We start from the raw sequence: 25,743 nt of genomic DNA, 5'->3' as shown, positions 1-25,743 counted from the left end.
TAAATATAATCATACACTTGTCCGGTTCATCATTTTGTAAATTTTTCTATGGAAGATTCATTCATAATGTGGTACACTCATCAACGGAAACGAATCAATTAAATAGCTATTATCACTTGTATAACCTCAATAATATGGTTTGAGGGTGTCTACCAGGAACCGTAAAATCCTGATTACAAAATTTGTTTATGACATTTTTTGTAATCAGGATTTTTTTTATTTATCAAAACATTTAAGTAAAGGAGTTTGTTATGAATTTCAAAGTTTTCCTGCTTGCAGCTTCTACGATTGCAGTCGGATTGGTTGAGTTAATTGTGGGGGGAATTCTTCCTCAGATCGCAAATGATTTAGACATTTCCATTGTTTCAGCCGGACAGCTGATCAGTGTGTTTGCGCTGGGATATGCAGTATCTGGGCCGCTGCTTTTGGCATTGACTGCGAGGATTGAGCGGAAGCGCTTATATCTAATTGCTTTATTTGTTTTCTTCCTTAGCAATCTTGTCGCCTATTTCAGCCCTAATTTCGCAACACTGATGGTATCTAGGGTATTGGCAGCAATGAGTACAGGGCTGATTGTTGTGCTTTCTTTAACAATTGCCCCGAAAATTGTAGCGCCTGAATACAGAGCCCGCGCAATCGGAATTATTTTTATGGGATTCAGCTCTGCTATCGCATTAGGCGTGCCGGTCGGAATCTTAATCAGCGATTCCTTCGGGTGGCGGATTTTGTTCCTTGGCATCGGCCTGTTGGCGCTGATCTCCATGCTGATTATTTCAATCTTCTTTGAAAGAATACCGGCGGAGAAAATGATTCCTTTCCGGGAACAGCTCAAGACGATCGGTAATCTGAAAATCGCGAGTTCACACCTCGTCACGATGTTTACATTAGCTGGCCACTACACGCTTTACGCTTACTTTGCACCGTTTTTAGAAGAGACCCTTCACCTGAGCTCTTTCTGGGTCAGCATTTGTTATTTCCTTTTCGGGATATCTGCTGTATGCGGAGGCCCTTTCGGAGGAGCGCTATCTGACCGGCTTGGTTCCTTTAAGAGCATTTTGCTGGTGACCGGTTCCTTTGCCATTATTATGTTCTTACTGCCGCTGTCTACATCGTCTATGATTTTCTTTTTGCCTGTCATGGTGATTTGGGGTCTTCTGAGCTGGAGCCTCGCCCCGGCTCAGCAAAGCTATTTAATTGAAATTGCACCTGATTCGTCTGACATTCAGCAAAGCTTTAACACATCGGCCCTCCAAGTCGGAATTGCCCTTGGCTCAGCCATTGGCGGTGTTGTTTTGGATCAGACGGGTACTGTGGTGTCAACAGCATGGTGCGGCGGATCAATTGTGATCATCGCTGTCCTGTTTGCTTTCATTTCTTTAACAAGACCTGTTCAGACAGCAAAAAAATCCTCCTTGTAAAAGGAGGATTTTTTATGATTTAGCTGAAAGCTCATCTTCGGTGACCCATTTGTGGTTTTTCACTTTTTCGCCGCTTGTTGTCGATGTATAGTCAACCATGTATACAGTTGTTTTTTCCGCGGAATCGATCTCGCCTGTTGCTCCTTTCATGCCTTTCATATGAGAAGCCTCTAAAATCACCTGATCTCCGGGTTGTAACGTTTTATCTCCGGCATCTTTGATTTCTTCTTGGATCACCCATTTGTGATGATCCACACGCTGTCCCCCATTAGTCGGAGTATAAGAAACAACATACGCCGTTGTATCATAGGCGCCTGTTACCGTAGCTTCAGCACCTTTCATGCCTTTCATATGAGAAGTATTGATGATTACTTGGCTGCCTACTTTGTATTTCGGATTTTTAGATTCCTGTAATCCCTCTGGAACGTCAGCTGATCCGGAATGGTCCATCTCTTCATGTGTTGAGGAGTCTGAATGATTGTCATGTGTGCTTTCTTTCGTACTGTTGTTATTGCCGCATGCTGATAAAACAAAAACTAGAGATAACATCAGAATTCCCAGTGCATATTTAGAGATTTTCATGTTCATTCTCCTTTGCTTCATTTTTTTCCTGTAACTTTTGCCCGCAGACAATGAAAACATGCCCTCTCGATAATACTATACCCCCGAACGGTATGTAAATACGCTGATATTCTCATAAAGCGTTCCCGCAGTTTGTCCTATTCCCCTTTGTTTGCAAAGCCAAACATAAAAAAAGCCGCTGTCAGGCGGCAATTACTGCTTTAAGATTTTTATATACACACCTTTTTTTGCTTTTTGATAAGCGGCCTCACCCATTTTCCTCACCTTTTCAGAAACACCTGAGGATTTGATCCATTTGTCATCAAGAAAAATGGATGGATCGATTAGGCGCATTTTCTTCTTTTGATGGAAATCGTACTGGATGTCATCCTCTATTACTTGTATGCCGGGATGAATGGATGTAAGCAAGCTCAGGACTTCTTCATTTTTTGATGCACGCAGGATGTTCAGTACCTCTTGGTCCGTTTTCAGCAGATCCTCTGCAGATATGACATCATGCCGCAGCGCTGCCTTCAATGCTCGCGCTAAATATTCATATCCATATACATTCACAGGATTCAAAAAGAAATCAATTACTTCCTTGTAGTACACACTGACAAACCATTCGGCGGCTTCAATACTATCAGGAAACATCCTTCCGTTTCTCACAATAAGATGATCCAAAAAGGTTTGCGCTTCGTGCAGGTTAATGTGTCCATATCGGTACATATCACGCAGCGTATAGTCTGTCCGATCAGCACACAGCTCCGGTGCGGGCTGTTCCAGCAATGTCCACCTTGAATCGTCAGATAAAAGTTCTTCAGTATGATAGCCGTGTTTTTGTAAAATGTCCGGGATTTCAGAGTGAACAATGACTTGTTGAAAGATGTTTTCATGATAGTCTTCTGCTTGATTTTCAAAGACAACGTCGACCACATGAGAAAAAGCTGTGTGTGATACGTCGTGGAGCAGACCCGCAATCTGTTCTTCTATCGTTCCTCCGAGCTTTTTGATGAGGAGCATCACGCCGATGGAGTGCTCATACCTGGTCACATTCCACTTTCGATTGACTAAAAAGCTTGCTCCGCCTTGATAGATTCCTTTTAATCTTTGCACAGGAGCGCTTTTGATAAGCTCTTCCAGCACTCCGTCTATATGGTGCTGCCCGTAAATGATATCGCTGATTTCCATGCCGTCACCTCAACATCTATTTTTTTTGTTATATATTGTTTATATTGATAGTACATATGCAATCTTTCAATAGAGGAGTGTTATGATGATCATCATCCCAAACAATGAGATAGCGAAACATATGTTGACCGATTTTTTTGCCAAGCATTGGGGTACACCCGAGATGGCGATTTCCAGCGGCATTTTTCGGTGTGATGAATTAGATGGATTTGCCGCAGTAAATGAAAGCGGCGAAATCATTGGCTGTATTACATACACAATAGATGGGAAAGATTGTGAAATTATTTCATTAGATAGTATGATTGAAAATAAAGGAATCGGCACAGCTTTACTTCAGCAGGTTGAAGAGAAGGCTAAACATGCACATTGTCAACGAATAAAGCTTATCACAACGAATGATAATGTAAATGCGATAGCGTTTTATCAAAAGAGAGGCTATCAATTCGCCGCAGTGTTTCCGAACGCAGTTGAAAAAGCGCGCCGACTCAAGCCGGAGATTCCCGAGGTGGCTGAAAACGGCATTTTGATTCGGGATGAAATTCTATTTTCGAAGGTAATTGATTAAACGAATAGGAGTCTTTTATGTCCAGTCATTATAAATACCCTCTCATTTTCACGGCATTCCTATTAATCGCTTTCTGCTTGATCTTTTTTTCCTATCACCTGATTCATCATGTTCGTTTGGAGTATCCGAATTGGCAGGGAGAAAGCAAAGATCAGAATTGGGAAGCTGTTTTCACAAAAAATGAAGATGCACCGAATGAATACAGCGGCAAACTTTATTGGATCGGTGATACAATTGAAATAGACAACACTTATTTGGAATCACTGATTGTAAAAAAAGATGATGAAGTTCTGCTGAGTTCTAACACAGAAATTCCAATGCGTGACTATTCCGGAGGCACTTTTTCTGATGGAAGCGCAAAAGAAAAGTCTGTTTCTTTTTTAGAGCGGTTAGATGAACATGAGCTTGAAGGCCATGATATAACCATTGAAGTGAAATGGAAACAAGGTAATCATTATTCTGCGAGTCAGCTTACGCTCAATGAAAAGACCTTGTTTGATGAAAAGCAGCAATAGATGATCAAAACGAAAAATAGACAAATGAAAAGGAATAGCATATTTTATACAGCTCATATGTTATGCCTTTTCTACTTTTTTCATTTCCGCCAAAAAGTGGAGCATTCCGCCTTGTCCAGAATATTAAACGCAATCATTTTCTCAAGTAGCGTGTAATCAACTGGACCGTTCCAAGGGATACGTATCAGCTGCTCGGTGTAATCATATCCGGCCTTCACAATATCATCCTCTACGTGCGCTATCGTTACTTTTTCAGGAGCGACAGCTAAATGCTTTTTAGAAACACTAAAGCCAATAATAAATGTACCGTGATCCGTAAACATCGGTTGGTTCCATTTTATTTCTGTATGTAAATTTGGATATTTATTTTTTATCCAAGTTAACACCTCTTCCGTTCTTTCTCGGTGGAACGGGTCATCAATCCCCGCTAAATACTCAGAAAAAACGTCCATGTTGTTCCCTCCTAAAATAAAATGATGCCACTCCATATGAACTGCTCAGACATGTGCTTACACAATACCTCTTTCCAACATAATACTTAAAATTGTTCAAGATGTAAGCGGGTTGTTTGTATGCGACTATAGCAGATTTCAGTCCGCCTATCCACGGCCAGTATCTATTCCTCCAATTTATTTCTATAGTACTATCACTCTTTCCTTTCTCTTGATAGCAGTTCATTATTCTTGTAAATCCAATCTTTAAAATCCATTAATACTAGCTTAACAGTTTAAAAATATAATTGGGTTGTCATTGAGATTCATCTATATTTAGGAGGTTATCCAGTTGAAAAAATTCCCGAAGAAATTACTGCCTATCGCGGTTTTAACATCAATTGCGTTCAGCAGCTTAGCCAGCGGCAGTGTGCCTGAAGCCAGCGCCCAGGAAAAGAAAAAGGGGAACCACGACGAAATTAAGAATGTTATTGTTCTGATTGGTGATGGTATGGGTGTGTCTTATACGTCTGCTTATCGATACTTAAAGGATAATAAAAAGACAAAAGTTGTGGAGCCTACGGCTTTTGATCAGTATCTTGTCGGCCAGCAAACAACTTACCCCGATGATCCTGAACAAAATGTAACGGATTCTGCAGCGGCGGCAACGGCTATGTCTGCGGGAATTAAAACATACAATAATGCCATAGCCGTTGATAACGACGGGTCAGAAGCCAAAACGGTGCTTGAAGCTGCGAAAGAAAAAGGAAAAGCAACAGGACTTGTGGCCACTTCAGAAATTACACACGCCACTCCGGCCTCTTTTGGTTCACACGACCACAGCCGAAAAAATATGAACTCAATTGCGGATGATTATTTTGATGAGATGGTCAACGGCAAGCACAAAATTGATGTCCTTTTAGGCGGGGGAAAGAGCAATTTTGACCGTAAGGACCGTAATTTGATTAAAGAATTCAAAAAGGCGGGGTACAGCTACGTGGATAACCGTAAGGACATGCTGAAAAACAAAGACAGCCAAGTTCTCGGCCTATTCGCTGACGGCGGCCTTCCTAAAAAGATTGACCGTACGAAGGATATTCCATCACTTAAAGATATGACAAACACAGCCATTAAAAAATTAAACAAGGATAAAGACGGATTCTTCCTCATGGTGGAAGGCAGCCAAATTGACTGGGCGGGCCATGACAATGATATCGTCGGCGCCATGAGCGAGATGGAAGACTTCGAACAAGCTTATAAGGCGGCTATTGATTTCGCTAAAAAAGACAAGCACACATTGGTTGTCGCAACGGCTGACCACTCAACCGGCGGATATTCCATCGGTGCGGACGGCATCTACAATTGGTTCAGTGAACCCATTAAAGCCGCAAAACGCACACCAGACTTTATGGCAGAAAAGATCGCTGACGGCGCGGATGTTGAAAAAACGTTGAAAACATATATCGATCAAAAGAAATTGGCTTTAACAAAAGCCGAAATTCAATCTGTCGAAGAAGCGGCAAAATCGAAGGAAGTGCTGGATATCGATAATGCAATCGAGAACATTTTTAATAAACGCTCTCACACTGGATGGACAACAGGCGGACATACCGGTGAAGATGTTCCCGTCTATGCATACGGTCCGTCTAGTGAGACATTTGCCGGCCAAATCGACAATACAGAAATCGCCAAAAATGTTTTCAAGGCTTTACAATACAACATTAAGATTAACGATAAGTAAAAGAATACAAGGTGTCCCGTTGCTTGTATGAAGTAACGGGATCTCTTTTTAATGGAGGAATCATCATGAGAAGAATTCTTTCAATTTTCGTTTTTGCTATCATGCTTGCGGGCTGCTCATCAAACGCCAGTACTGAAAAACAGCATGCAGGCGGGGAGAAAACAGTAAAAGCTGAGCCGCAAAGCACTTCATCCCAGAAGGACAGCACAGATAATTATCAGCCTAATTCCCAGGTAACTGATGACCGGTCATTGCTTAAGGTCGGCCAAACGTTTTCAGATGATAAAGGAAAAGCTGTCTTAAAAGATATCAAACAAGTGAACAAAACCTATAAGATTGGCGACGTGGAGTTAACAGTAAAAGAAATGAAGCTGATCCACTTGCGCCCGGACTACAGCATGATTGATTACTTTCATGAGTTAACACACGATGAAGAGTTTGATTTCGTTAAGGTTTTCGTTGATATCAAGAACACCTCTTCAAAAAAAGTAAATGTTGCGCCGATTGCATTGATGAAAACAAATACGGGCGAAACCTTTGATTGGAACAAAGATATTTATCTTGAAGAGTTAAACGGCGAATTGGAAGGCGGCGCCGAAAAGTCTGGAAATCTCGGCTTTATTGTGAACGCATCAAGCCGCCATGCTCATGATAAGGCCGCGGATGCTGAGATGAAAACAAAAGAGATCAAGTGGATCGAAATCACGACAAGTGACGTCTTTGACCATAACCATAAGAAAATCAGTGATGCTCAAAAAATCAAAATCAAGTTTTAAATCAAGAACTCCCGTACAAGGTACGGGAGTTCTTTTTCTTATTTGTTTTTTTGGCGAATTAACTCATCAATCCGCTCCATCACTTCTTCCATGTCCATACATTCTTTGAAGCTTTGATTGATTTTTTTAATGCCTGCCGTATACTGATCGTTGTGCAAAACCTCATCTACGGCCTGTTTTAATATTTGGGCATTGACTTCATCTTTAGAGATGACATAGCCTGCATGGAGTTCAGAGAGACGCTGCGCCACCATCGGCTGATCCTTGTCATGAGGCATGACAACCAGTGGCACGCTGAAATGAATGCCTTCGTTTACGCTGTTCATTCCGCCGTGTGTAATGAAAACATCCGATTGCTCCAGCACTTCCAGCTGAGGGACATACGGAGCAATGATAAAGTTTTCCGGCGCCTGCTTTAATTTGGTCAGGTCCGCTTTTTCTCCGGCAGCGATGACGACTTTTCCGTTAAAGCCTGAAAATGCATCAATACAAAGGTTGAAGAAATCCTCTGTATGATCCAGTACAGTCCCCATTGAAATATAAATGACCTTCTCATCTTTTAGCTGTTCAATCGGGAAATCTGTTTTTTCCGCTCTCTTTGGAAAGCTCGGCCCGATAAATAGACATTCATCCCCGAAACGATCACTTTCTGGCTGAAAATAACGGCTTGTATACACTACGTTCAATTCCCCTTTATTGTTCATGAATTGAACCAGGTTTTTCGGGGCAACACCGTACGTTTCTTTCATTTTTGCCAAAAGGTCTTCGCACTCTTGATCCAATTCAAGCGGCGCTCCAGACTCCGGATGCAGCGGCAGGATTTTCAGGTGCTCCTCGCCAAACAAGAAAGACGCCGATGAAGAGACCCCTGGAATATCTAAGTAATCCCTTACCAATTCCCCCGCGCCGAATTTATCATAATAAACAAAATCAAATTGAATGCTCTTAGATAAGTCTTTGACAATCTGTAAAATGTCCAATGACGTTTTGATATGGATTTTCACGAAATCAAGAATGCCATTGGGCGAACCGACATGAATAGGTGTTGTTCGCAGCAGATCCCGGTGAAGATGGACCGTTGCTCCCGCTGCTTCTAATCGTTTTTTATATTTTTCAGTGGATATATAATGGACATCATATCCCTTATCGGAAAACGCTTTTGTAATGCCTAAGGTAGGATTCACATGGCCTTCCGCAGGAAAATTCAAAATCAATACTGTCTTCATGTAGACAACTCCTTCTCAAATCGTATTCTGACTCTTTGTTTGATCAGACTACTACTAATCGTAAAATGGGAACACAACCCATGCAAGGTACAAATGAATGAACTATTCTGCTGCTCTGGACTTAATCAAAAAAAAGACACCCAAGCTCTGGTGTCTTTTTTTACACTTTTCTGATCGTAAAGAATTTCCGCAGAAGCCATGGGCCCGGTGTAAAGCCCAGCGTTAACTGCCAAGCGCCAATAGCCTGCAATCTGTATTCGCGGACGATCTGCATCTTCCGGCTCATGCTCCTGACATCCTCAAACCATACCTCATGCGTCCGCCCCTGCTGATCACTGTACCGGAAAAACGGTGATTGATATTCGGCTGAATATTGTATCGGAGCTTGGTACCTCATCGCTCTTTCGATTGCGTTTTGATTTGAAATCGCTGAAGCAACTGTGCCCGGCTGGTACGGGATGATCCAGTCGTACCCGTAGAGCGGGACTCCGATAATGATTTTTCTGCTCGGCACCTGCGCAATCGTAAACTCAATGGTTCTCCTTATTTCAGTAATCGGCGCTACAGGACCCGGCTCACTTCCGGCATGATGCCAATCATAAGCCATGATAAACATATAATTGACAACCGCTCCTATCCCCCCGTAATCGTAGCCTCTCAGCCATGGAATATTATCACTTGTTTTTGCAGGAACAGCTATCGTCAGCACATACCCTCCCGCCTGAAGGCGATCTCTCAGCTGGCGTAAAAAACCAGTGAAAAGATCGCGATCCGCGGCGCTCACCTGTTCAAAATCGATTGTCACACCCCCATATCCCCTTGTGGAAACTAAGTCATAAATGTTGTTGACCAGATTGGTTCTCGCTGTCGGATTGTTTAGCACTTGGTGAACAATCTCCGTACTGAAGCCTCCTGATGTAAGGTTCGTTATTGTTGCCAGCGGCGTGACTCGTCTTTGCCAAGTTGTCTCAATAGCGGCCGCATCATTCAATTGGTTTGCAATGTCGCCGTTCGGTGCAATATGGTATTCGAAAATTGAAATCGAAGACGAGTATGGCGCATAATCATTGATTAATTCCCGATCGAGGTCTGGGTTTCGGAGCACATAAAAACTTAACGTTCCCGCAATGTAATTTGAGATCGAAGGAATCGTTATTTTTGCTCCCGCTTGTAAAGCATTTGGGCTGATGCCCGGATTGGCCGCTCGCAGTCGCTCTAATGGCACAAACGCTTTAGCTGCAATGGCGGTAAGCGTATCTCTCGGCTGGACTGTATATACATAAAGAGGGATAAGCAGAGCCTGCCCCGGCACGATATTCGTTTCATCTAAACCATTCACACCCCGTATTTGATCAACAGAAGCACCGTATCTTCTGCCTATCGAAAACAAAGAATCACCAGGCCCGACGATATGGATAAACATATTTAACCCCCATTATTCGTTAGTCAAACCATCATAAAATCTTATTAACGGGGCCTCTTAGATATGTGGTGAATACATAAAAAAATACCAAGGGTTCTGCTCTCCCTTGGTACCGGATCATACAAATCAATTCTCTTTACCTTCTTCAAGCACATGCTTCAAATGCTCACAGTCATGATTGAAATGAGCCAGCACATGTTGTTTGGCTGCTTCTTTGTTTTTCTTTTTCACTTCTTCAAATATCCTGCGGTGCTCACGCAGTATCGTTTCTGCGCGGTGGTCGCCGGTATAATTAAGGATTCTGCAAAAATGAATCAGATCATTTACATGCTCAAGCAAATTTTTCAAATGTCTGTTATGGCTGAAATCAACCAGCAGCTCATGAAATTTTTGGTTTAAACGAATGATTTCCGTATCTTCCGTGCCGTTGTGAATGGCTTTCTCTGTTTCTTCAAGCTGTTTTTCGAGTATGGTCAGCTCTTCTTCGTCCGCTTCGTCTATGACTAATTCGACTGCCAGCTGCTCTAGCGGAATTCTGATTTTATAAATCTCATCTACATCTTTTGCAGTTAATGACGTGATCGAAAATCCATTTCGGTCATCCGCTTTTAACAAACCATCTTTCTCAAGCAATCGCATGGCTTCCCTTATCGGAGAGCGGCTGACGCCAAAGCTTTTCGCCAGCTGTGTTTCGTTTATCCGTTCCCCAGGCTTAAATGTCCCGTTGAAGATCATTTTTTTTAGCTGGTTATAAAATTGCAGGTAGTAGGGAGTCGGCTTATCTAATTTAAAATCGTCCATATATAATACCTCTTTTGAATATATTCAAGGGCTTTTCTTCATCAAAATCATATAACAGATGGTAATGGGAAGCAACAAACTGCCTTGTCAGATCCCTGAATTTGAGGTACGATATGTTTGCTGAACGACGGTCGACGGACTACTGGCAACCGAAAAACGGCGTGTTTTTCTTCGTCAATAGGACACCATACCTCCGCCAGAATAGCGCACGATTACATTTTTACATCTTTTCAATGGAGGAAAAAATATGCTCATTATTCTTGTTATGTTTCTTCTAGGAATTATTTTAGGCTTTATTGGCGCCGGTGGAGCCGGCTTTGTCATTGCCCTTTTAACGCTTCTTTTCCATATCCCGATTCATACGGCTTTAGGCACTTCGCTTGCCGGCATGGCTTTTACAAGCTTATCAGGGGCATACAGCCACTATCGCGAGGGCAACATTCAAATGAAAATTGGCTTAATAGTCGGAGGCTTTGCTGCGGTTGGCTCATTTTTCGGCGCCAAGCTGACATCTTTTATTCCGGCTGATTTGCTTCATTATTTGACGGCTGGAATGTTATTTTTATCAGCAATTCTCATTTTAATCAGATTATTTATTTTAAAAGAGAAGGCTCAAGTGAATCAAAGCACTCTTTCAACGTATACGAGAGCGGTCATCTTAGGAATTGCAGCCGGCGTTCTTTCCGGCACATTCGGCATCGGGTCGGCACCTTTTATTCAAATCGGTTTAATGATTATGCTGAATCTGTCCATTCGTCATTCTGTCGGAACGACGATGCTTGTGATCATCCCTCTGGCTGTAGGTGGAGGCATCGGATATATCACAGAAGGTTTTGTTGATTACGTTTTGCTTGTCAAAGTTCTGGTCGGGACAATGTGCGGTGCCTATGTAGGCGCGAAATTCACCAACCTCATGCCAAAGGTGGTTTTGAAATCAGCCATCTTTTTGACTCCGGCGATTGCAGGCCTGCTGTTGTTATTCTAAATAAAACAAAAAACCTGACGTCATGTCAGGTTTTTTTATGAATTCTGCCCTACTCGTTCTTTCGTTAATCCAAAAAACGCCAGTGAGCCGATGACAGCTGTCACAAACATGATGGCTCCCATCGGAACGGCTGTTGTCTCATTAATGCCTACAAGCGGTGACACGATTGAACCGAGGAGCAGCGGGAGCATCCCAAGCAGCGCACTTGCACTTCCGGCGCGGTGCCCCTGCTTTTCCATGGCTAGGGTAAACGTGCTGGTCAGAACCATGCCGATCGTAATCATGTAAATGAAAATGGATATGACTAATGTAGCAAGAGGACCGTGAATCATGGTCATGGTTAATAGCACAGCCGTCGCAATCATAGCCGTAATGACCGCTATACGAAGCAGGCTTTTTTCATGAATGATTCCGCCAAAGCGTCCGATGATAAAGCTGCCCGATATAATCGCCAGCCCGTTAATGCCAAAAAGAATACTAAATACCTGCGGAGACACCCCGTAGATATCCTGGTATACAAAAGGCGTACCAGACACATATGCAAAGCTTCCCCCGTGAATAAATCCGACAGTTAACGCGTACCCCATAAAGGATCGATCCTTCAGCAGGCTGCCCATCGTTTTGACGGATGTTCCGATTGAGCTTGGAATCCGTTTTTCCGGCGGAAGCGTTTCTTTTAACCTCAATGCAATCAGAAGAACTAGTAAAAATCCGATGATCATTAAGACGTGAAAAATTGTATGCCACGTTGCGAACGGCAAAAGCAAAATGGCACCGCCTGTCATAGGCGCAACCATTGGCGCCACCGCGGTAATGACCATTAACAGCGAGAAAAATTTAGAAAGCTCTCTTCCGGTAAACACATCGCGGACGATTGCGCGAGACAGCACAAGCCCTGCAGAAGCAGTGAAGCCCTGTAAAAAACGCGCAGCCACTAAAGTTGTTATATTGGGCGACAGTGCACAAAACAGAGAAGATAACGCAAATAAAAAAATACAGATTAATAGCGGTTTTCGTCTTCCCTGCGCATCGCTGACCGGCCCGACAATCAGCTGGCCGATCGTAAGCCCGACCAGACAGGCTGTTAAACTTAACTGAACAAGTGAAGCACTTGCTGATAAATCTTCCGCGATTTCAGGAAAACTTGGCAAATACATATCTATATTAAGCGGGCCCAATATAGCAAGCATGCCGAGCAGAAACGCTAGTGCCAAGCGTTCTTTTCCAGTTGGATTGTGCAGCATGTTATCAAACCTTCCCTTCAACCTAGTCCCTTATATAATGGATGTCAGCTCCAACTATGGATTGAAGCTGTGAAACATTTGTATATTGTATCATAACTTTCAGCCTGTGAAAGCCGCTTGAGCACGGGCTCGGCAAAGTGATATTCCGAACACCTATAAAGGGAATGATGCGGGGAATCATCGTGATCAGCATCATCTGAAGAAGCGGCCAGCTTTTTTTGCTAAGTTCTAGCCTAGCGAATTTTATACGCTGGGAGGTTTTTCTAGAGTGCAAATAGCTTGCAAGATGAAATCAATCGTTGTATATTAATTGACGTGTCAATCATTGATATATCAATTAATAGTTTTGACAGGAAAGAAGGGATGGGTTTTGGCGTCATTTTGTTCAGAGGAAGCCGAGATTTTATATCAGCTGCAAGGCGTGAACAAGGTGATTGGCGTGAAGTTCGAGGCATGCACGGGCATCAGCCAATCTCGTTTGGAATTGCTGACATTGCTTTATCATGCAGATGAGATCAGTCAAAGCGACCTTCAAAAGAAAGTAAATATCGATAGCGCAGCCGTTACCAGACACCTGAAACAGCTGGAAGCTAAAGGCATGGTATCAAGGCGGCGCAAGCCTGAGGACAACCGCATCACCCTTGTTCGGTTAACAGACCAAGGAAGAGAGCGAATTGAGTCTTCTAAGAAGGAAAAGGAGCGTTTCATGAAGGAAATGCTCGCAAATGTAAGCGCAGAAGAACGCCGCCTGCTCATTGATGTGCTGGCGCGCATGCGAAACAATATAAATAATATCGAAGCTTAAGAGGAGTGTATCAACATGATCAAAACAAACGATTTTATGGAAATTATGAAAGGCCGCCGTTCTATTCGCAACTATGATCCGGCAGTAAAAATCAGCAAAGAGGAAATGACAGAGATCTTAGAGGAAGCAACAACTGCGCCATCTTCTGTTAACGCGCAGCCATGGCGTTTTCTTGTCATTGACAGCCCGGAAGGAAAAGAAAAGCTCGCACCGCTTGCAAGCTTTAACCAAACACAGGTCACAACATCATCTGCTGTCATCGCTGTATTTGCAGACATGAACAATGCAGACTACTTAGAAGAAATCTATTCAAAAGCCGTGGAACTTGGTTACATGCCGCAGGAGGTCAAAGACAGACAAATCGCCGCGCTGACCGCACATTTTGAAAAGCTTCCGGCACAGGTCAACCGTGAAACGATCCTGATTGATGGAGGTCTTGTTTCCATGCAGCTGATGCTGACTGCACGCGCGCATGGCTACGATACAAACCCGATCGGCGGATACGATAAAGAAAACATCGCGGAAACCTTCGGATTAGATAAAGAACGTTATGTACCGGTTATGCTACTTTCTATCGGAAAAGCAGCAGACGAAGGCTATGCTTCCTACCGTCTGCCGATTGATACAATTGCAGAATGGAAATAAAACAAAGAGCCCGGGAATGTTTTCCGGGCTCTTTGTTTTTAAGTACCCAGCCGCCGTTTGATCGTCTGACCTTTTTTGGGTAACACGTCTGAAGTTCGTCGTTTAGATCATGAAAAAAGAGTGATGACCATTCATCACTCTTCTCTCGATTACTCTTTTCCTTTCTTCCTGCCGAACGGCCACCAGTTTCCTTCTCCAAAGGTCGCAATGATTGCCGGGATGAAAAGCGGAAGAATGACAAGGCCGTAAAGCAAGAGCCCGATGATGATAACACTTGCCACCTGCATCAGTGTATTAACACCTGAAGGCATCATCGCCGCGAACGTACCGGCCAATATAATGGCAGCTGTAATAATGACAGATCCCATTTTGCTCATTGACCTGACGACACCTTGCTCAATGCCAAGGTGCACCTCTTCCTTAAATCGATCCAGCAAGAAGATCGAATAATCTACCCCTAACGCGATCAAGATGACAAAGCTGAAGAATGGCACTGCCCAGCTGACACCCGCGTTTCCTAAGCCGTTTACAAAAATTAATTCTGTTATGGATATCGACGTATAGTACGTCAGCAGCAATGACGCGATCATATAAATCGGCATGATCATTGAGCGGAACAAAATGGTTAACACGATAAACAGGCCTATAATCATAATCACCATTGTTCTGGAGAAGTCCGTTGTGGACAGCTCCTTTAAGTCCGCATTCATACTCGTGACCCCGCCGTATACGATCTGTGCATCCTCCAAAGGAGTGCCGTCAACTTCGTTTGCGACAGCTTTTTTGATTTGGTTTATTGTCGCAATAGCTTGTTCTGAGTACGGATTTGAATCCAGAACGACACTTAATTGAACACCTTTGCCGTCTGCAAAGGAATACTGGTCAATTGACTTCTTAAAGTCTTTGTCCTTCATTACTTGATCAGGAATGAATATGCCTGTATCTCTTACAGTTGGACTTTTGCTCATGTCCTCTAACATATCACTGGAAGCTGTAATACCGTCAGAGACTTTCGTCAGGCCCTGATTTGCGCTCCTCACGCCTTCGGACAGCTTCTTCAGGCTTTCTGTCAGCGTTCCGGCTTGTGCCTGCTGGCCTGAGAGCTGCTGGTTCGCTTGTTCAAGACCGGTTTGAATCTGGCCAAGCTGTCCGCTGATTGCCGTAAGCTGCTGCACGGTCTGTGCGATATTGCCGGTTTGGGAAATCTGTTTGCTCACAAGCTGCAGCTGCTGATTGATTTTGCCCAAGCCATCTGCCGCATCGCCCAGTGAACCGCCAGACCCTCCATTTGAGGCCGAGCCGGTTTGCCCTGCCATTTGATTCAATCCGTTTTCTATATCCGTTAATCCGCTTTGGACATCGGCAATCCCTTTTACCGTCTTATCCAGCCCGTCTGATACCGATCCTAGCTGGTTATCAATATATAAATCTTTGATTTTTTCACCAGTCGGCTGCGTAATGGTCATAACAGAGTCAACATGATCAACTTTCTCGATCGCTTTGCTGATATTTCCTAGATAGGGGATTGTATCAGCTGTTGTAAGATCTTTGTCTCCTTTTACGACAACATTGATCGGGAACGCTTTTCCTTCCCCGAATCCATCCTTAATGGCCTCGAGAGCTTTTATAGATTTATAATCGCTGCTGATTTCCGCAGTTGAGTCGAATGAAATCTGGTCATCATAGGTCAAGATGAACGGAAGCGTAATCACCACCGTGATGACAATGAACAGAAACGGACGCGCAACGGAGTGTCTGCCGAGAAACGCCCATAGTTTGTTATCACTGTGTGACAGCACTTTCTTAGAAGGCCAGAATAATTTTTCTCCCAGCGTCACCATAAATAATGGCAGCAGTGTGTAGAGGATGATCATTAAAATTCCCACACCGACTGCTACCCCTACTGCGGATTGGAAAATCGCAAACTTCGCAAATCCTAAGGCGGAAAATCCGATCAATACCGCAAATCCGCTGATAAATAAGGTTTTTCCCCCTGTGCGGTAAGCGGTAAGCGCCGCTTCTTTTTTATCATGCCCGTTTGCCAATTCTTCACGGAATCGTGTAAGAAGCAGTATGCAGTAATCTGTTCCAATGCCGAACAAGATCGCGACTAAGAAGGTTTGCGTAAACGTCGAGATAGGAAAATCAACACTGTATACAAGGATGCCCAGTATGGATTGACTGATCAGATAAGAAAAACCGACAACCACAATCGGGATAAAAGGCGTCACAACAGATCGGAACACGATCAACAGTAAACCGATGATCAGGCAGACTGTTATCACTTCCGTTTTCTTAAGCCCTTCCTCTGAGCTGTGAGCGAAATCCTGGTTGATAAGGGAAGCTCCCGTAATATAAGCCGTCAAATCATCAGGAACGATTTGATAAATCTCGTCCGCAATTTTTTCCGCCTTTTTATCAGAACCTGTAATCGTGACAGGCATGAGAACGGTTTTCTTGTCTTTCGACATCAACTGGTCTTTGACTTCTTTTTCCGCTGACAGAGGAGATGTTACCTCTTCTACACCGTCGATCTTTTTGATTTTATCGATCATTATCCGAAGCTGATTCTCTGTTTCTTTCTTTAGAGCATGGTCTAATGTAAAGACGACACTGATCGAATTATTGTCTTCTCCCGCTTGTTTTAAAATGGCGTTTGCCCTTTCTGAAACAGCATCAGCGGGAAGCTGGGCCTGCCCCTTTTGATTGGCCAGCTCCGTTAAGTTCGGAGAAAACAAACTCAAAACGACGGTAAGTGCTAATACGATGGCTGCAATTGCCCACTTGAATTTGATGATTGCTCTCATTCGGCAGAATCTCCTCCTTTAAATTTGCTTTTTAAAATGGTGAATATCTCGATGATGGAATGTAAGTGTTCCTCATCTATATCATCGATCAGCGGTTTGAGCGCGTTAAAGATGGCAGAATCTAATTCTTCTAGTATGTGTTCACCACTGGGTGTAATGTTAATAAGCTTAGAGCGCCTATCACTTTTTTCCGGACAGTCGTCCCATTGAACCAATCCCTTTTCGAGCAGCTTTTTCAGTCTGTTAGAGATCGCGCTCTTATGTACATTTTGGTACATGGCCAGGCTGCCGGGAGAGGTTGGGCCCTTGACTTTTAAAATTTTCAACAGGTCTGCCTGTTCCCTTGAGATATGCTTGAAGACATCCTGATTGATTTCACGATGCACAAATTCTGTCCCTTCAAGCAGGACTTCCACAAACAGGTTTATCGCCTGACATAGCTTTTGTTCATTCAATATCTTCCCCTCCTCACTATAGTTTACCCCGCTAAACTTTATGTTCAATGTCAATTAGTTTATTCCTCTAAACTATATATGTCAACAAATTTTATTTTCGAGCACTCTACATAAGAACTCATGTTCGTGTATAATGGAAGCTATACACACGAAAGGGGGAATTTTAACATGTCAGATTTGGCATTCAAGTTGTATGAATATAACGTCTGGGCCAATCAACAAATATTCAACCGATTAAAAGAGCTTCCAAAAGAGGTATACCATCAAGAAATTCAAAGCGTGTTTCCGTCAATATCCCATGTATTGTCTCATGTTTATCTTTCTGATCTCGGCTGGATTGAAGTGTTTTCCGGCAAAAACTTGAGCGATGCGTTGGCTTTAGCTGAACAGCTTAAAGAACAGACAGAGGCTAAAGAAATAGAGGAAATGGAAGACCTTTTTCTGAGGTTATCCGAGCGCTATATACTATTTTTACAGCAAAAAGAACAGCTCAATAAGCCACTCCAGATTCAGAATCCCTCAAGCGGAATCATGAAAACAACTGTTTCCGAACTGCTTCCCCACGTTGTCAACCACGGGACATACCACCGCGGCAATATCACAGCAATGCTGCGGCAGGCAGGCTACGCATCCGCACCGACAGATTACGGGCTCTACCTGTTTATGAAAAAAACTGAAAAAGCATAAGAAAGCGGCTCCCTAAATGGAGCCGCTTTTTTCGGGAAATAGTCCAAATCACATTAAAATTCTTTTCATCAATCCTTTTTTAGTAAAAAAGATAGAAATTTTAGTGTTATAATAATCATTAAAAATAGATTGCTGACTCAATAAACAATTTTCAATGGAGGAACACATAAAGTGACAGACGACATGACGAAAGACAATATAAATCAGCAAACGTTGCAGAGAGGCTTGAAAAACAGGCATATCCAGCTCATCGCCATCGGCGGAGCCATTGGGACAGGCTTATTTCTCGGCTCGGGCAAATCGATTCATTTTGCCGGACCTTCGATTTTATTTGCTTATATGATCACAGGGATCATTTGCTTTTTAATTATGAGATCGCTGGGTGAACTGCTGTTATCAAACTTGAACTATCACTCTTTTGTGGATTTTGTACAAGACTACCTAGGCGATATGGCAGCATTTATCACCGGCTGGACATATTGGTTCTGCTGGATTTCCATTGCGATGGCTGATCTGACAGCAGTCGGGCTCTACACTCAATATTGGCTCCCGGGTGTGCCGCAATGGGTGCCCGGCTTGATCGCTCTTATTATTTTACTGATTATGAACCTGGCGACAGTCAAGCTTTTTGGAGAATTAGAATTTTGGTTTGCTTTGATTAAAGTCATTGCCATTTTGGCGTTAATCGTCATTGGCCTTGTGATGATTTTCAAAGGCTTTTCCACAAGCTCAGGAGTGTCCAGCTTCACAAACCTCTGGAGCCACGGAGGCCTGTTCCCGAATGGCATGCACGGGTTTATCCTCTCGTTCCAGATGGTTGTGTTTGCTTTTGTTGGCATTGAGCTTGTCGGGCTTACGGCCGGTGAAACAGAAAACCCTGAAAAAGTAATCCCTAAGGCGATCAACAATATTCCTGTCCGTGTGCTGCTTTTTTATATCGGGGCTCTTCTCGTGATTATGAGCATCTATCCTTGGGATGTCATCAATCCCAGCGAAAGCCCATTCGTACAAGTATTTGTCGCTGTTGGCATCGTCGGGGCTGCAAGTATTATCAACTTTGTTGTGTTGACATCCGCTGCTTCAGCGTGCAACAGCGCTGTATTCAGTACAAGCCGTATGGTCTATTCCCTGGCGAAAGATCACAATGCGCCTGAGTCAATGGCGAAACTGACTCAGCGTAAAGTGCCTAGAAATGCTTTATTCTTTTCAGCTATCGTGATTTTAATCGGTGTTACGTTAAACTACATCATGCCAGAAGGCGTATTCACCCTGATCACAAGCATTTCAACCGTATGCTTTATCTATATTTGGGGGATTACGGTCATCTGCCATATGAAATACCGCAAAACAAGGCCTGAATTAGCGAAAACAAACAAGTTTAAGCTTCCGCTTTATCCGTTTACAAATTACCTGATTCTTGCGTTCCTGGCGTTTGTTCTGGTTGTGCTGGCACTGGCACAGGATACTCGTGTTTCCTTATTTGTCACACCGGTTTGGTTTATTTTGCTGATTGTGATTTATAAAGTGAGAAAAGCGAAGCATCAATAACACCCGAAACTCCTGCCTCAAAAATGAGAGCAGGAGTTTTTTTGATGAAAATGACCTTTGCTTTTGAATTTGAAGGTATGCTATAGTGTTTGTAATCAAAACAAGAAGGGATGATGGGTGGACAATGATTAACTAATCTTATTTTTACCGTTTGAAATCAATATTTCAAATCAAAAAATAGGATTAGTCTGCCCATTTTCTATATATACGACACTGCTATTTATAAAAAATAGCTTATTTGATCATGCACAGGCACGGCTAATCCTTCCAACACATTTGGGAGGATTTTTTTATTCTCCCTTTAAAGCGAGGGATATGGATGAAAGAGATCGTAACATTAACAAACGTCAGCTATGAAGTGAAGGATCTGACTGTTTTTAAAAACGTAAATGCAAGTGTTCAGCAAGGAGATATCATTGGGATTATCGGCAAAAACGGTGCTGGGAAATCTACGCTGCTGCACCTCATTCACAATGACTTAGCCCCTGCACAGGGACAAATCCTTCGGAAGGATATAAAACTGGCTTTGGTTGAACAGGAAACCGCGGCGTATTCCTTTGCGGATCAGACACCTGCCGAAAAGAAGTTACTGGAGAAATGGCATGTGCCTCTTCGTGATTTTCATCAGTTAAGCGGCGGTGAAAAGTTGAAAGCGCGGCTGGCGAAAGGACTGTCGGAGGATGCAGATCTGCTGCTGTTAGATGAACCGACAAACCACCTTGATGAAAAAAGCTTGCAATTTCTCATCCAACAGCTGAAACATTATAGCGGCACGGTGATTCTCGTTTCTCACGATCGATATTTTTTAGACGAAGCCGCAACAAAAATATGGTCGCTTGAGGATCAGACGCTGATTGAATTCAAAGGGAATTACTCCGGGTATATGAAGTTCCGGGAGAAGAAAAGACTCACCCAGCAGCGTGAATATGAAAAGCAGCAAAAAATGGTTGAACGGATTGAAGCACAAATGAATGAGCTCGCTTCTTGGTCGGAAAAAGCCCATGCTCAATCGACGAAAAAGGAAGGGTTTAAAGAATATCACCGGGTAAAAGCGAAGCGTACGGATGCCCAGATAAAATCCAAGCAGAAGCGGCTTGAAAAAGAGCTGGAAAAAGCAAAGGCGGAACCCGTTACCCCAGAATATACAGTCCGCTTTTCAATCGATACAACCCACAAAACAGGAAAACGTTTTTTAGAAGTTCAGAATGTAACAAAAGCGTTTGGAGAAAGGACTCTCTTTAAAAACGCAAACTTTACAATTCAGCACGGCGAAAAGGTTGCGATCATAGGCCCCAATGGCAGCGGAAAAACGACATTACTGAACATCATTCTTGGACAGGAAACAGCAGAAGGAAGCGTATGGGTGTCGCCGTCCGCAAACATCGGCTATTTAACGCAGGAGGTGTTTGATTTGCCTTTAGAACAAACACCGGAAGAGTTATTTAAGAATGAAACATTCAAAGCAAGGGGGCACGTTCAAAATCTGATGAGGCACTTAGGTTTTACAGCCGCCCAATGGACTGAACCGATCAAGCATATGAGTATGGGTGAGCGTGTAAAGATCAAGCTGATGGCCTATATTCTGGAGGAAAAAGACGTGCTGATTTTAGATGAGCCGACAAACCATCTCGACCTGCCGTCACGCGAACAGCTGGAAGAAACACTGTCACAATACAGCGGCACATTGCTGGCGGTTTCACATGACCGATACTTTCTTGAAAAAATAACAAACAGTAAACTCGTCATCTCAAACAACGGCATCGAAAAGCAGTTAAATGACGCCGCTCCTTCAGAAAGAAATGAGCGGGAGGAGCTTCGCTTAAAGCTTGAGACAGAAAGACAAGAAGTGCTGGGAAAGCTCAGTTTTATGACGCCAAATGATAAAGGGTATAAGGAGCTTGATCAGGCTTTCAATGAGCTTACGAAACGAATAAAAGAGCTGGATCATCAAGACAAAAAAGACTGAGGGAGAAAGTTCAAGCGGCATTGAAAAGGACAACAGCTGTTGTCCTTTTTTCTTTATATGTTCAAGCCTTCCCATGACCTTAATGTTTCTAATGATGACTTATAGTACCCTGCCACTGCTTCCAGATAGGCATCTTGTGTTTGGGTAACGTAAGCGACTTTTCAGCATAGCTGTTTCCGCATACGTATATTGGTCAAGGCATAGCCCATCTTCTGATAAAGATAGACGGCTGTCTCGTTGTGTGCAAATACATGTAGAGCCAGCCTTTCCGCACCAAGCTCTCTTGCTCTTTCATCAAGTGTTTGAAGCGCCAATTGAGCAAGTCCTTTTCCGCGAAAGGCTTCATACAATCCAAAGGAATAGATAAACGCTTCCTTTTGCGGATGAAACGGATCAGCATACAGCCAGAGCCAGCCCATTCTTTCCCCTTGGTCATTTGTGATGTTCCAAAAATAATGATTGCTGCTGTCTCGCCCATTCGGAACCATGTTCTCATATGCCTGCTCCGATTTCTCAAACGCCTCTTTTTCCGTCCAAGTTCCTGACGTTATGTTTTGTTTCGCATAATTTTGCACGGACATCCCGCGAAAGGCTTCGAACTCTTCCTCAGTCATGTCTTCCAAAGTGAATGCCATCCTGTATTCCTCCTTTATAAAAAAAGCCCAGCTGACACCGGACGAATAACGCAGAAATGGAGCTCTATTTTACTGATTCAGTTAATTCCTGGACTTTCTATTATTCGATAAGAAAAGGAGATTTCCTGCAAATGGACTTGTTCTTAAACAATAGTGAAAAAGCTTACGTGTAACTCCCCATGATGATCATGATAGAAACAATCAAACAGATTATCGCTGGTATCGTCATGATGACCGATTGTCTTGCTCGAAACGTATGCGCATGAATGGCTCCCGCCATGAGAACGACAAACAGAACACCTGCTCCAATCGCTGCATACCGATTCCAAATTCCCGCTGTCATAGCAAGTGCCCCGGCTATTTCGAGAATGCCGGTAACAGTCAGAAACCATAATGGATATTGATAATGCCGCCAATGCTCAACTTGAAAGGGAACACGGCTTACCTTTATGATGCCTCCCGCAAGCATAAAAACTGCCAAACTGACTTTCAGAATAATAGATATCATCTTACGTCATTCCCTTTCGGAAGCATCCCGTATATCAAAAGATTCACAACCTCTGTTGCGAGGCTTGCCGGATCTTTGATTCCGGTTAACAAAAATGAATCGGTTAAATGTTCAATCATGCCGACCAAACACTCAGCGACAGTTTCCATATCCAGTTCAGAGTGAAAATAGCCAAGCCGCTGTTCTGCTTCTAAGTTCTCTTTCAAAACCATCGCCAAGTCTTTTTTCATTTGTTTTGCTTCCGGGTTAAGAAAAAAGCCGATCTTGGTTAAATCCTTGTCCTCAGCCAGACATTGAAAAACAGATTCCAAAGCAGACAGCACCCGTTTTGTCACATCCTCCGTGTTTAATCCGTTTTCCAGAAGAAGTGACTCTGTCAGCTTTTTGACCCGAGAGTGAAAATCGGTTATTAACTCGGCAAAGATGGCTTCTTTGCTTTGAAAGTACAGGTAAAATGAAGGCTGTGTGAACCCAGCTTTTTTTACAATCTCACTTATCTTCGTGTCATGGAATCCCCGAATCGAAAATTCATTAGCGGCAGCTTTGAGTAACCGTTTCCGGCTTTCTTCTCCTTTACGTCCTTTTTTATTTTTCAACGAGGACCCCCCCCCAAAAATAATACTCGCTAGTAATGTTACTAACGAGTATTATTTCATGGCATTAGCTTCATTGTCAATGATTTCAAACTGATCCTGTTTGCCAGCTTTCTTTATTAAAGGGTCTCATGCATTTCGAATAACTGAATCAATTCATTGCTTCCTATATCAATGGCTTTTCATTCACTGATAAGTATTTGCCAAATAGATTGACATTCAGGCTGTGACAAACTTTATTCTTTTTTTCTAACGAGCATCACTCCAGGGCCAGATAGAGTTTTGCCCGTAAATGCAAGGAACAATTGGGTGCAGCGGCGCATAATGTACTGTACAGAAAGATGGAAGGGTGTGATGGGATGCCGTCTACAGTAATCAACCTATATTATTTGAAGATCAACAGTATTTCGGGCAATGGTTCAATTACAATAGGCGAAGCTGCTTATAACAGCCCTACCAACAATCAAAAATCTCAAGGGACCAACTCTTCTTTCGGTGATACATCACCTACAGAATCCGTAATGGAAAACTTCTTAAACGATCCTGATGTAAATGACCAGACATCTATCGGCAACTCTGATACATCCAACGTTAATGCTCCTCCGATTGCACCACCGCCAATTTTAGATTAAAGGGGTTTCGTCTATGCCATATCAAATTAATATCGCAAATATTAAGATCAACGGCGTCACGCAAAACGGAAATATAGATGTCGGTCCGACTGTGCACAACAGCCATACTGCGAACAGCAAATATTTTGGAGCAAACTTTTCCTTAGGGGATCTTTCGCCTACGTCTTCACTTTTAAACACTGGAAATATTGATTCAGACGTTAGTGACCAAGACCAAATCGGAAACCCTTCTGCGCCGATTTCAAATCAAATTTAAGGAGAATCTCATATGGATTTCGAAAAAATTCGAAAGTGGCTTGAGATTACGAATGAATATAAACAAAGTGACTTTTGGACAAATGTGCTCAAATATAAAGCCCCGGAACATTTTTTTGATTCCGAAGCTTCTACGTTTGTTTACGACTTTTATCAAGATGAGGAATATAATTTTATCATTGTGGAAATGCCCGGTGTGTATGAGGAAGAATTAACGATCCGTTTACTGTCTAAAACCCAGCTGCTGATCAAAGGAACGATCACGCCTGTTTTTCCAGCCGAAATGGAAGTGCTGCGTGAACGGTATTACGGAGAAATTGAGCGAATCATTCAGCTTCCCGAAGCCGCTGAAACTCATTTGTTACAGATTCAGCTGTTAAACGGGCTTCTGCATATTTCGTACCCAAGACAAGTTGAAACCGTTGCGTTCAATAAGGGGCTTTAAGATTGATTGTTCCTTCATTCCTTATCCATAGGGACTGATATATGGTCTTTATATTGATCCACATAAATATCCCCATTACCCAGCAGCACTGCGTACACGGTCTCTTTCACCTTTATGTCTCTTTTTCGCAATTCTTCCAAAAGCCAGGATTCCGTCAAACGATTCTGCTTTAAATTATTCTCAATGATTTCTCCGTCCATAATAAGTTCTATCGGAAGCCTTTGTTCTTGGTTTACCGCAATCATTAAATCCTGTTTGGTCACATGCCGGAATTGCGGTTTTCTTAACACAGTCAGCTGACCATTCGTTTCAAGAATGGCAAAAAGAACTTCTTCGATATTAAATATTTCTTTTTCCCGTAATTGCTGATTTAAATAATCAAGTGTGTAACGCATTTTCCTCATATTTGATTCAAGTATCTTCCCGTTTTGAATCAGCACTGTTGGATCTCCGGCAAAAAATTTCCTCAGCTTCCTGTTCTTTATCGACAGAAACGAAATTAGAAAAATCGTTAGCACAAAAATACTAAACGAAATGGCCATATTGTGCGGTTTTATTGAAGTATTGTAAGCTAATCCGGCAGCAATCGCCCCTAGTGTGATCGCCGCAATAAAATCAAAAATCGTCATTTGAGAGATTGTCTGTTTGCCTAAAATTCGTTCTGCGATTAACAGCAAGCCAAAGCTGGCAACCGTTCTAATGACAACTTCAAGTTCAATCATGTTATGGTGCTCCCCGCTTCCCAGATTGTTTTGGCCAAAACTCCTGCTGCTATCATTGTTTGGCTTAATATATCCATCTATACCAAAAATATTGTTCGGTTCAGGACAGAATGAACCGACTGCCTTTCGGATATATTAAATTGCGATTGGCCGGAAGAAAAGC

Annotated in this window: 27 protein-coding genes and 1 riboswitch; of the genes, 14 read left to right on the top strand and 13 right to left on the bottom strand. The window is 42.8% G+C overall.

From position 1 onward, the window contains the following. The first annotated feature begins 96 nt into the window (after positions 1-96). Positions 97-196: riboswitch (purine riboswitch) on the top strand. 55 nt (positions 197-251) lie between these two features. Next, a complete protein-coding gene (pbuE, locus tag NSQ16_RS03120; protein WP_128737566.1) occupies positions 252-1,418 on the top strand; it encodes a purine transporter PbuE in 1,167 nt (388 codons plus the stop codon). A 12-nt stretch (positions 1,419-1,430) separates the two neighbouring features. Here pbuE and NSQ16_RS03115 read toward each other — a convergent pair whose 3' ends face one another. Both NSQ16_RS03115 and NSQ16_RS03110 read right to left on the bottom strand, forming a co-directional pair. After that, positions 1,431-2,051, bottom strand: coding sequence for a YdhK family protein (locus NSQ16_RS03115; protein WP_230488128.1), 621 nt, complete (start codon positions 2,049-2,051; stop codon positions 1,431-1,433). 141 nt (positions 2,052-2,192) lie between these two features. Further along, positions 2,193-3,170 carry an HD domain-containing protein gene (locus NSQ16_RS03110; protein ID WP_003234111.1) on the bottom strand — a complete coding sequence of 326 codons (978 nt, stop codon included), beginning with the start codon at positions 3,168-3,170 and terminating at the stop codon, positions 2,193-2,195. An 82-nt stretch (positions 3,171-3,252) separates the two neighbouring features. Between NSQ16_RS03110 and NSQ16_RS03105 the strand changes: the two genes are divergently transcribed. Beyond that, positions 3,253-3,735, top strand: coding sequence for a GNAT family N-acetyltransferase (locus NSQ16_RS03105; protein ID WP_010886425.1), 483 nt, complete (start codon positions 3,253-3,255; stop codon positions 3,733-3,735). Between the two features lie 17 nt (positions 3,736-3,752). After that, complete coding sequence (locus tag NSQ16_RS03100; RefSeq protein ID WP_038427460.1) at positions 3,753-4,250, top strand: YdhH/YoaO family protein; 498 nt, start codon at positions 3,753-3,755, stop codon at positions 4,248-4,250. A gap of 80 nt (positions 4,251-4,330) precedes the next feature. Here the strand turns inward: NSQ16_RS03100 and fra are convergent, their stop codons facing one another. After that, positions 4,331-4,702, bottom strand: a complete 372-nt coding sequence (gene fra / locus NSQ16_RS03095) for an iron chaperone frataxin (protein ID WP_015252695.1) — start codon at positions 4,700-4,702, stop codon at positions 4,331-4,333. Positions 4,703-5,033: 331 nt separating this feature from the next. Here fra and phoB point away from each other — a divergent pair, with 331 nt between their 5' ends. Further along, positions 5,034-6,422, top strand: coding sequence for an alkaline phosphatase PhoB (gene phoB / locus NSQ16_RS03090; RefSeq protein ID WP_327837640.1), 1,389 nt, complete (start codon positions 5,034-5,036; stop codon positions 6,420-6,422). Between the two features lie 65 nt (positions 6,423-6,487). Then, entirely contained in the window at positions 6,488-7,198 is a 711-nt protein-coding gene (locus tag NSQ16_RS03085; protein WP_327837638.1) for a membrane lipoprotein lipid attachment site-containing protein, read from the top strand. Between the two features lie 38 nt (positions 7,199-7,236). Here the strand turns inward: NSQ16_RS03085 and NSQ16_RS03080 are convergent, their stop codons facing one another. From NSQ16_RS03080 to NSQ16_RS03070, 3 genes are all read right to left on the bottom strand, one after another. Continuing rightward, the gene (locus tag NSQ16_RS03080) at positions 7,237-8,424 is read right to left on the bottom strand and encodes a glycosyltransferase (RefSeq protein ID WP_327837636.1); all 1,188 of its coding nucleotides are present in this window, start codon (positions 8,422-8,424) and stop codon (positions 7,237-7,239) included. A 160-nt stretch (positions 8,425-8,584) separates the two neighbouring features. Continuing rightward, complete coding sequence (locus NSQ16_RS03075; RefSeq protein ID WP_003234126.1) at positions 8,585-9,847, bottom strand: glycoside hydrolase family 18 protein; 1,263 nt, start codon at positions 9,845-9,847, stop codon at positions 8,585-8,587. Positions 9,848-9,973: 126 nt separating this feature from the next. After that, positions 9,974-10,648: a GntR family transcriptional regulator gene (locus NSQ16_RS03070; protein WP_003234129.1), complete on the bottom strand. Its 675-nt coding sequence runs from the start codon at positions 10,646-10,648 to the stop codon at positions 9,974-9,976. A 247-nt stretch (positions 10,649-10,895) separates the two neighbouring features. On the opposite strand from NSQ16_RS03070, the gene NSQ16_RS03065 reads away from it, so the two are divergent. Continuing rightward, a complete protein-coding gene (locus NSQ16_RS03065) occupies positions 10,896-11,633 on the top strand; it encodes a sulfite exporter TauE/SafE family protein (protein ID WP_003234130.1) in 738 nt (245 codons plus the stop codon). Positions 11,634-11,668: 35 nt separating this feature from the next. Here the strand turns inward: NSQ16_RS03065 and NSQ16_RS03060 are convergent, their stop codons facing one another. Further along, a complete protein-coding gene (locus NSQ16_RS03060) occupies positions 11,669-12,877 on the bottom strand; it encodes an MFS transporter (protein ID WP_014475975.1) in 1,209 nt (402 codons plus the stop codon). 310 nt (positions 12,878-13,187) lie between these two features. Here NSQ16_RS03060 and NSQ16_RS03055 point away from each other — a divergent pair, with 310 nt between their 5' ends. Then, positions 13,188-13,682: a MarR family transcriptional regulator gene (locus tag NSQ16_RS03055; protein WP_015252703.1), complete on the top strand. Its 495-nt coding sequence runs from the start codon at positions 13,188-13,190 to the stop codon at positions 13,680-13,682. A gap of 15 nt (positions 13,683-13,697) precedes the next feature. Further along, on the top strand, positions 13,698-14,327 hold the full coding sequence (locus NSQ16_RS03050) for a nitroreductase family protein (RefSeq protein WP_003234135.1): 630 nt from the start codon (positions 13,698-13,700) through the stop codon (positions 14,325-14,327). Positions 14,328-14,476: 149 nt separating this feature from the next. Here the strand turns inward: NSQ16_RS03050 and NSQ16_RS03045 are convergent, their stop codons facing one another. Both NSQ16_RS03045 and NSQ16_RS03040 read right to left on the bottom strand, forming a co-directional pair. Further along, positions 14,477-17,134, bottom strand: a complete 2,658-nt coding sequence (locus tag NSQ16_RS03045; RefSeq protein WP_230488130.1) for an MMPL family transporter — start codon at positions 17,132-17,134, stop codon at positions 14,477-14,479. After that, positions 17,131-17,589: a MarR family transcriptional regulator gene (locus tag NSQ16_RS03040; RefSeq protein ID WP_003242874.1), complete on the bottom strand. Its 459-nt coding sequence runs from the start codon at positions 17,587-17,589 to the stop codon at positions 17,131-17,133. Before NSQ16_RS03040 ends, NSQ16_RS03045 begins: the two co-directional genes overlap by 4 nt. A gap of 168 nt (positions 17,590-17,757) precedes the next feature. Between NSQ16_RS03040 and dinB the strand changes: the two genes are divergently transcribed. The 3 genes from dinB to vmlR all read left to right on the top strand — a co-directional run bounded on the left by dinB (position 17,758) and on the right by vmlR (position 21,790). Continuing rightward, positions 17,758-18,276 (top strand): damage-inducible protein DinB, encoded by a 519-nt coding sequence (dinB, locus tag NSQ16_RS03035; protein ID WP_032727126.1) that lies wholly within the window; start codon positions 17,758-17,760, stop codon positions 18,274-18,276. Positions 18,277-18,447: 171 nt separating this feature from the next. Further along, positions 18,448-19,824: an amino acid permease gene (locus NSQ16_RS03030; protein WP_014475969.1), complete on the top strand. Its 1,377-nt coding sequence runs from the start codon at positions 18,448-18,450 to the stop codon at positions 19,822-19,824. 319 nt (positions 19,825-20,143) lie between these two features. Further along, a complete protein-coding gene (vmlR, locus tag NSQ16_RS03025; protein ID WP_068947480.1) occupies positions 20,144-21,790 on the top strand; it encodes an ABC-F type ribosomal protection protein VmlR in 1,647 nt (548 codons plus the stop codon). Between the two features lie 161 nt (positions 21,791-21,951). Here vmlR and NSQ16_RS03020 read toward each other — a convergent pair whose 3' ends face one another. The 3 genes from NSQ16_RS03020 to NSQ16_RS03010 all read right to left on the bottom strand — a co-directional run bounded on the left by NSQ16_RS03020 (position 21,952) and on the right by NSQ16_RS03010 (position 23,529). Further along, the gene (locus NSQ16_RS03020) at positions 21,952-22,425 is read right to left on the bottom strand and encodes a GNAT family N-acetyltransferase (RefSeq protein WP_038427447.1); all 474 of its coding nucleotides are present in this window, start codon (positions 22,423-22,425) and stop codon (positions 21,952-21,954) included. A gap of 163 nt (positions 22,426-22,588) precedes the next feature. Continuing rightward, entirely contained in the window at positions 22,589-22,933 is a 345-nt protein-coding gene (locus tag NSQ16_RS03015; protein WP_038427445.1) for a DoxX family protein, read from the bottom strand. Continuing rightward, positions 22,930-23,529, bottom strand: a complete 600-nt coding sequence (locus NSQ16_RS03010) for a TetR/AcrR family transcriptional regulator (protein ID WP_038427443.1) — start codon at positions 23,527-23,529, stop codon at positions 22,930-22,932. The genes NSQ16_RS03015 and NSQ16_RS03010 overlap by 4 nt, the downstream gene beginning before the upstream one ends. 356 nt (positions 23,530-23,885) lie before the next feature. Between NSQ16_RS03010 and NSQ16_RS03005 the strand changes: the two genes are divergently transcribed. The 3 genes from NSQ16_RS03005 to cotP are packed head-to-tail and all read left to right on the top strand — an operon-like array spanning position 23,886 to position 24,858. After that, on the top strand, positions 23,886-24,158 hold the full coding sequence (locus NSQ16_RS03005) for a spore germination protein (RefSeq protein ID WP_003243854.1): 273 nt from the start codon (positions 23,886-23,888) through the stop codon (positions 24,156-24,158). 13 nt (positions 24,159-24,171) lie between these two features. Continuing rightward, complete coding sequence (locus tag NSQ16_RS03000; RefSeq protein ID WP_003234151.1) at positions 24,172-24,414, top strand: spore germination protein; 243 nt, start codon at positions 24,172-24,174, stop codon at positions 24,412-24,414. A 12-nt stretch (positions 24,415-24,426) separates the two neighbouring features. Then, positions 24,427-24,858, top strand: coding sequence for a spore coat protein CotP (gene cotP, locus NSQ16_RS02995; protein WP_003234154.1), 432 nt, complete (start codon positions 24,427-24,429; stop codon positions 24,856-24,858). Positions 24,859-24,872: 14 nt separating this feature from the next. Here cotP and NSQ16_RS02990 read toward each other — a convergent pair whose 3' ends face one another. Continuing rightward, on the bottom strand, positions 24,873-25,580 hold the full coding sequence (locus tag NSQ16_RS02990; RefSeq protein WP_003234156.1) for a DUF421 domain-containing protein: 708 nt from the start codon (positions 25,578-25,580) through the stop codon (positions 24,873-24,875). Positions 25,581-25,743: the final 163 nt, after the last annotated feature.

It is taken from the genome of Bacillus sp. PS108 (assembly GCF_037963335.1).
Classification (GTDB): domain Bacteria; phylum Bacillota; class Bacilli; order Bacillales; family Bacillaceae; genus Bacillus; species Bacillus subtilis.
The sequence above is the reverse complement of the archived record's forward strand: the minus strand, read 5'-3'. Positions and strand labels throughout refer to the sequence as shown.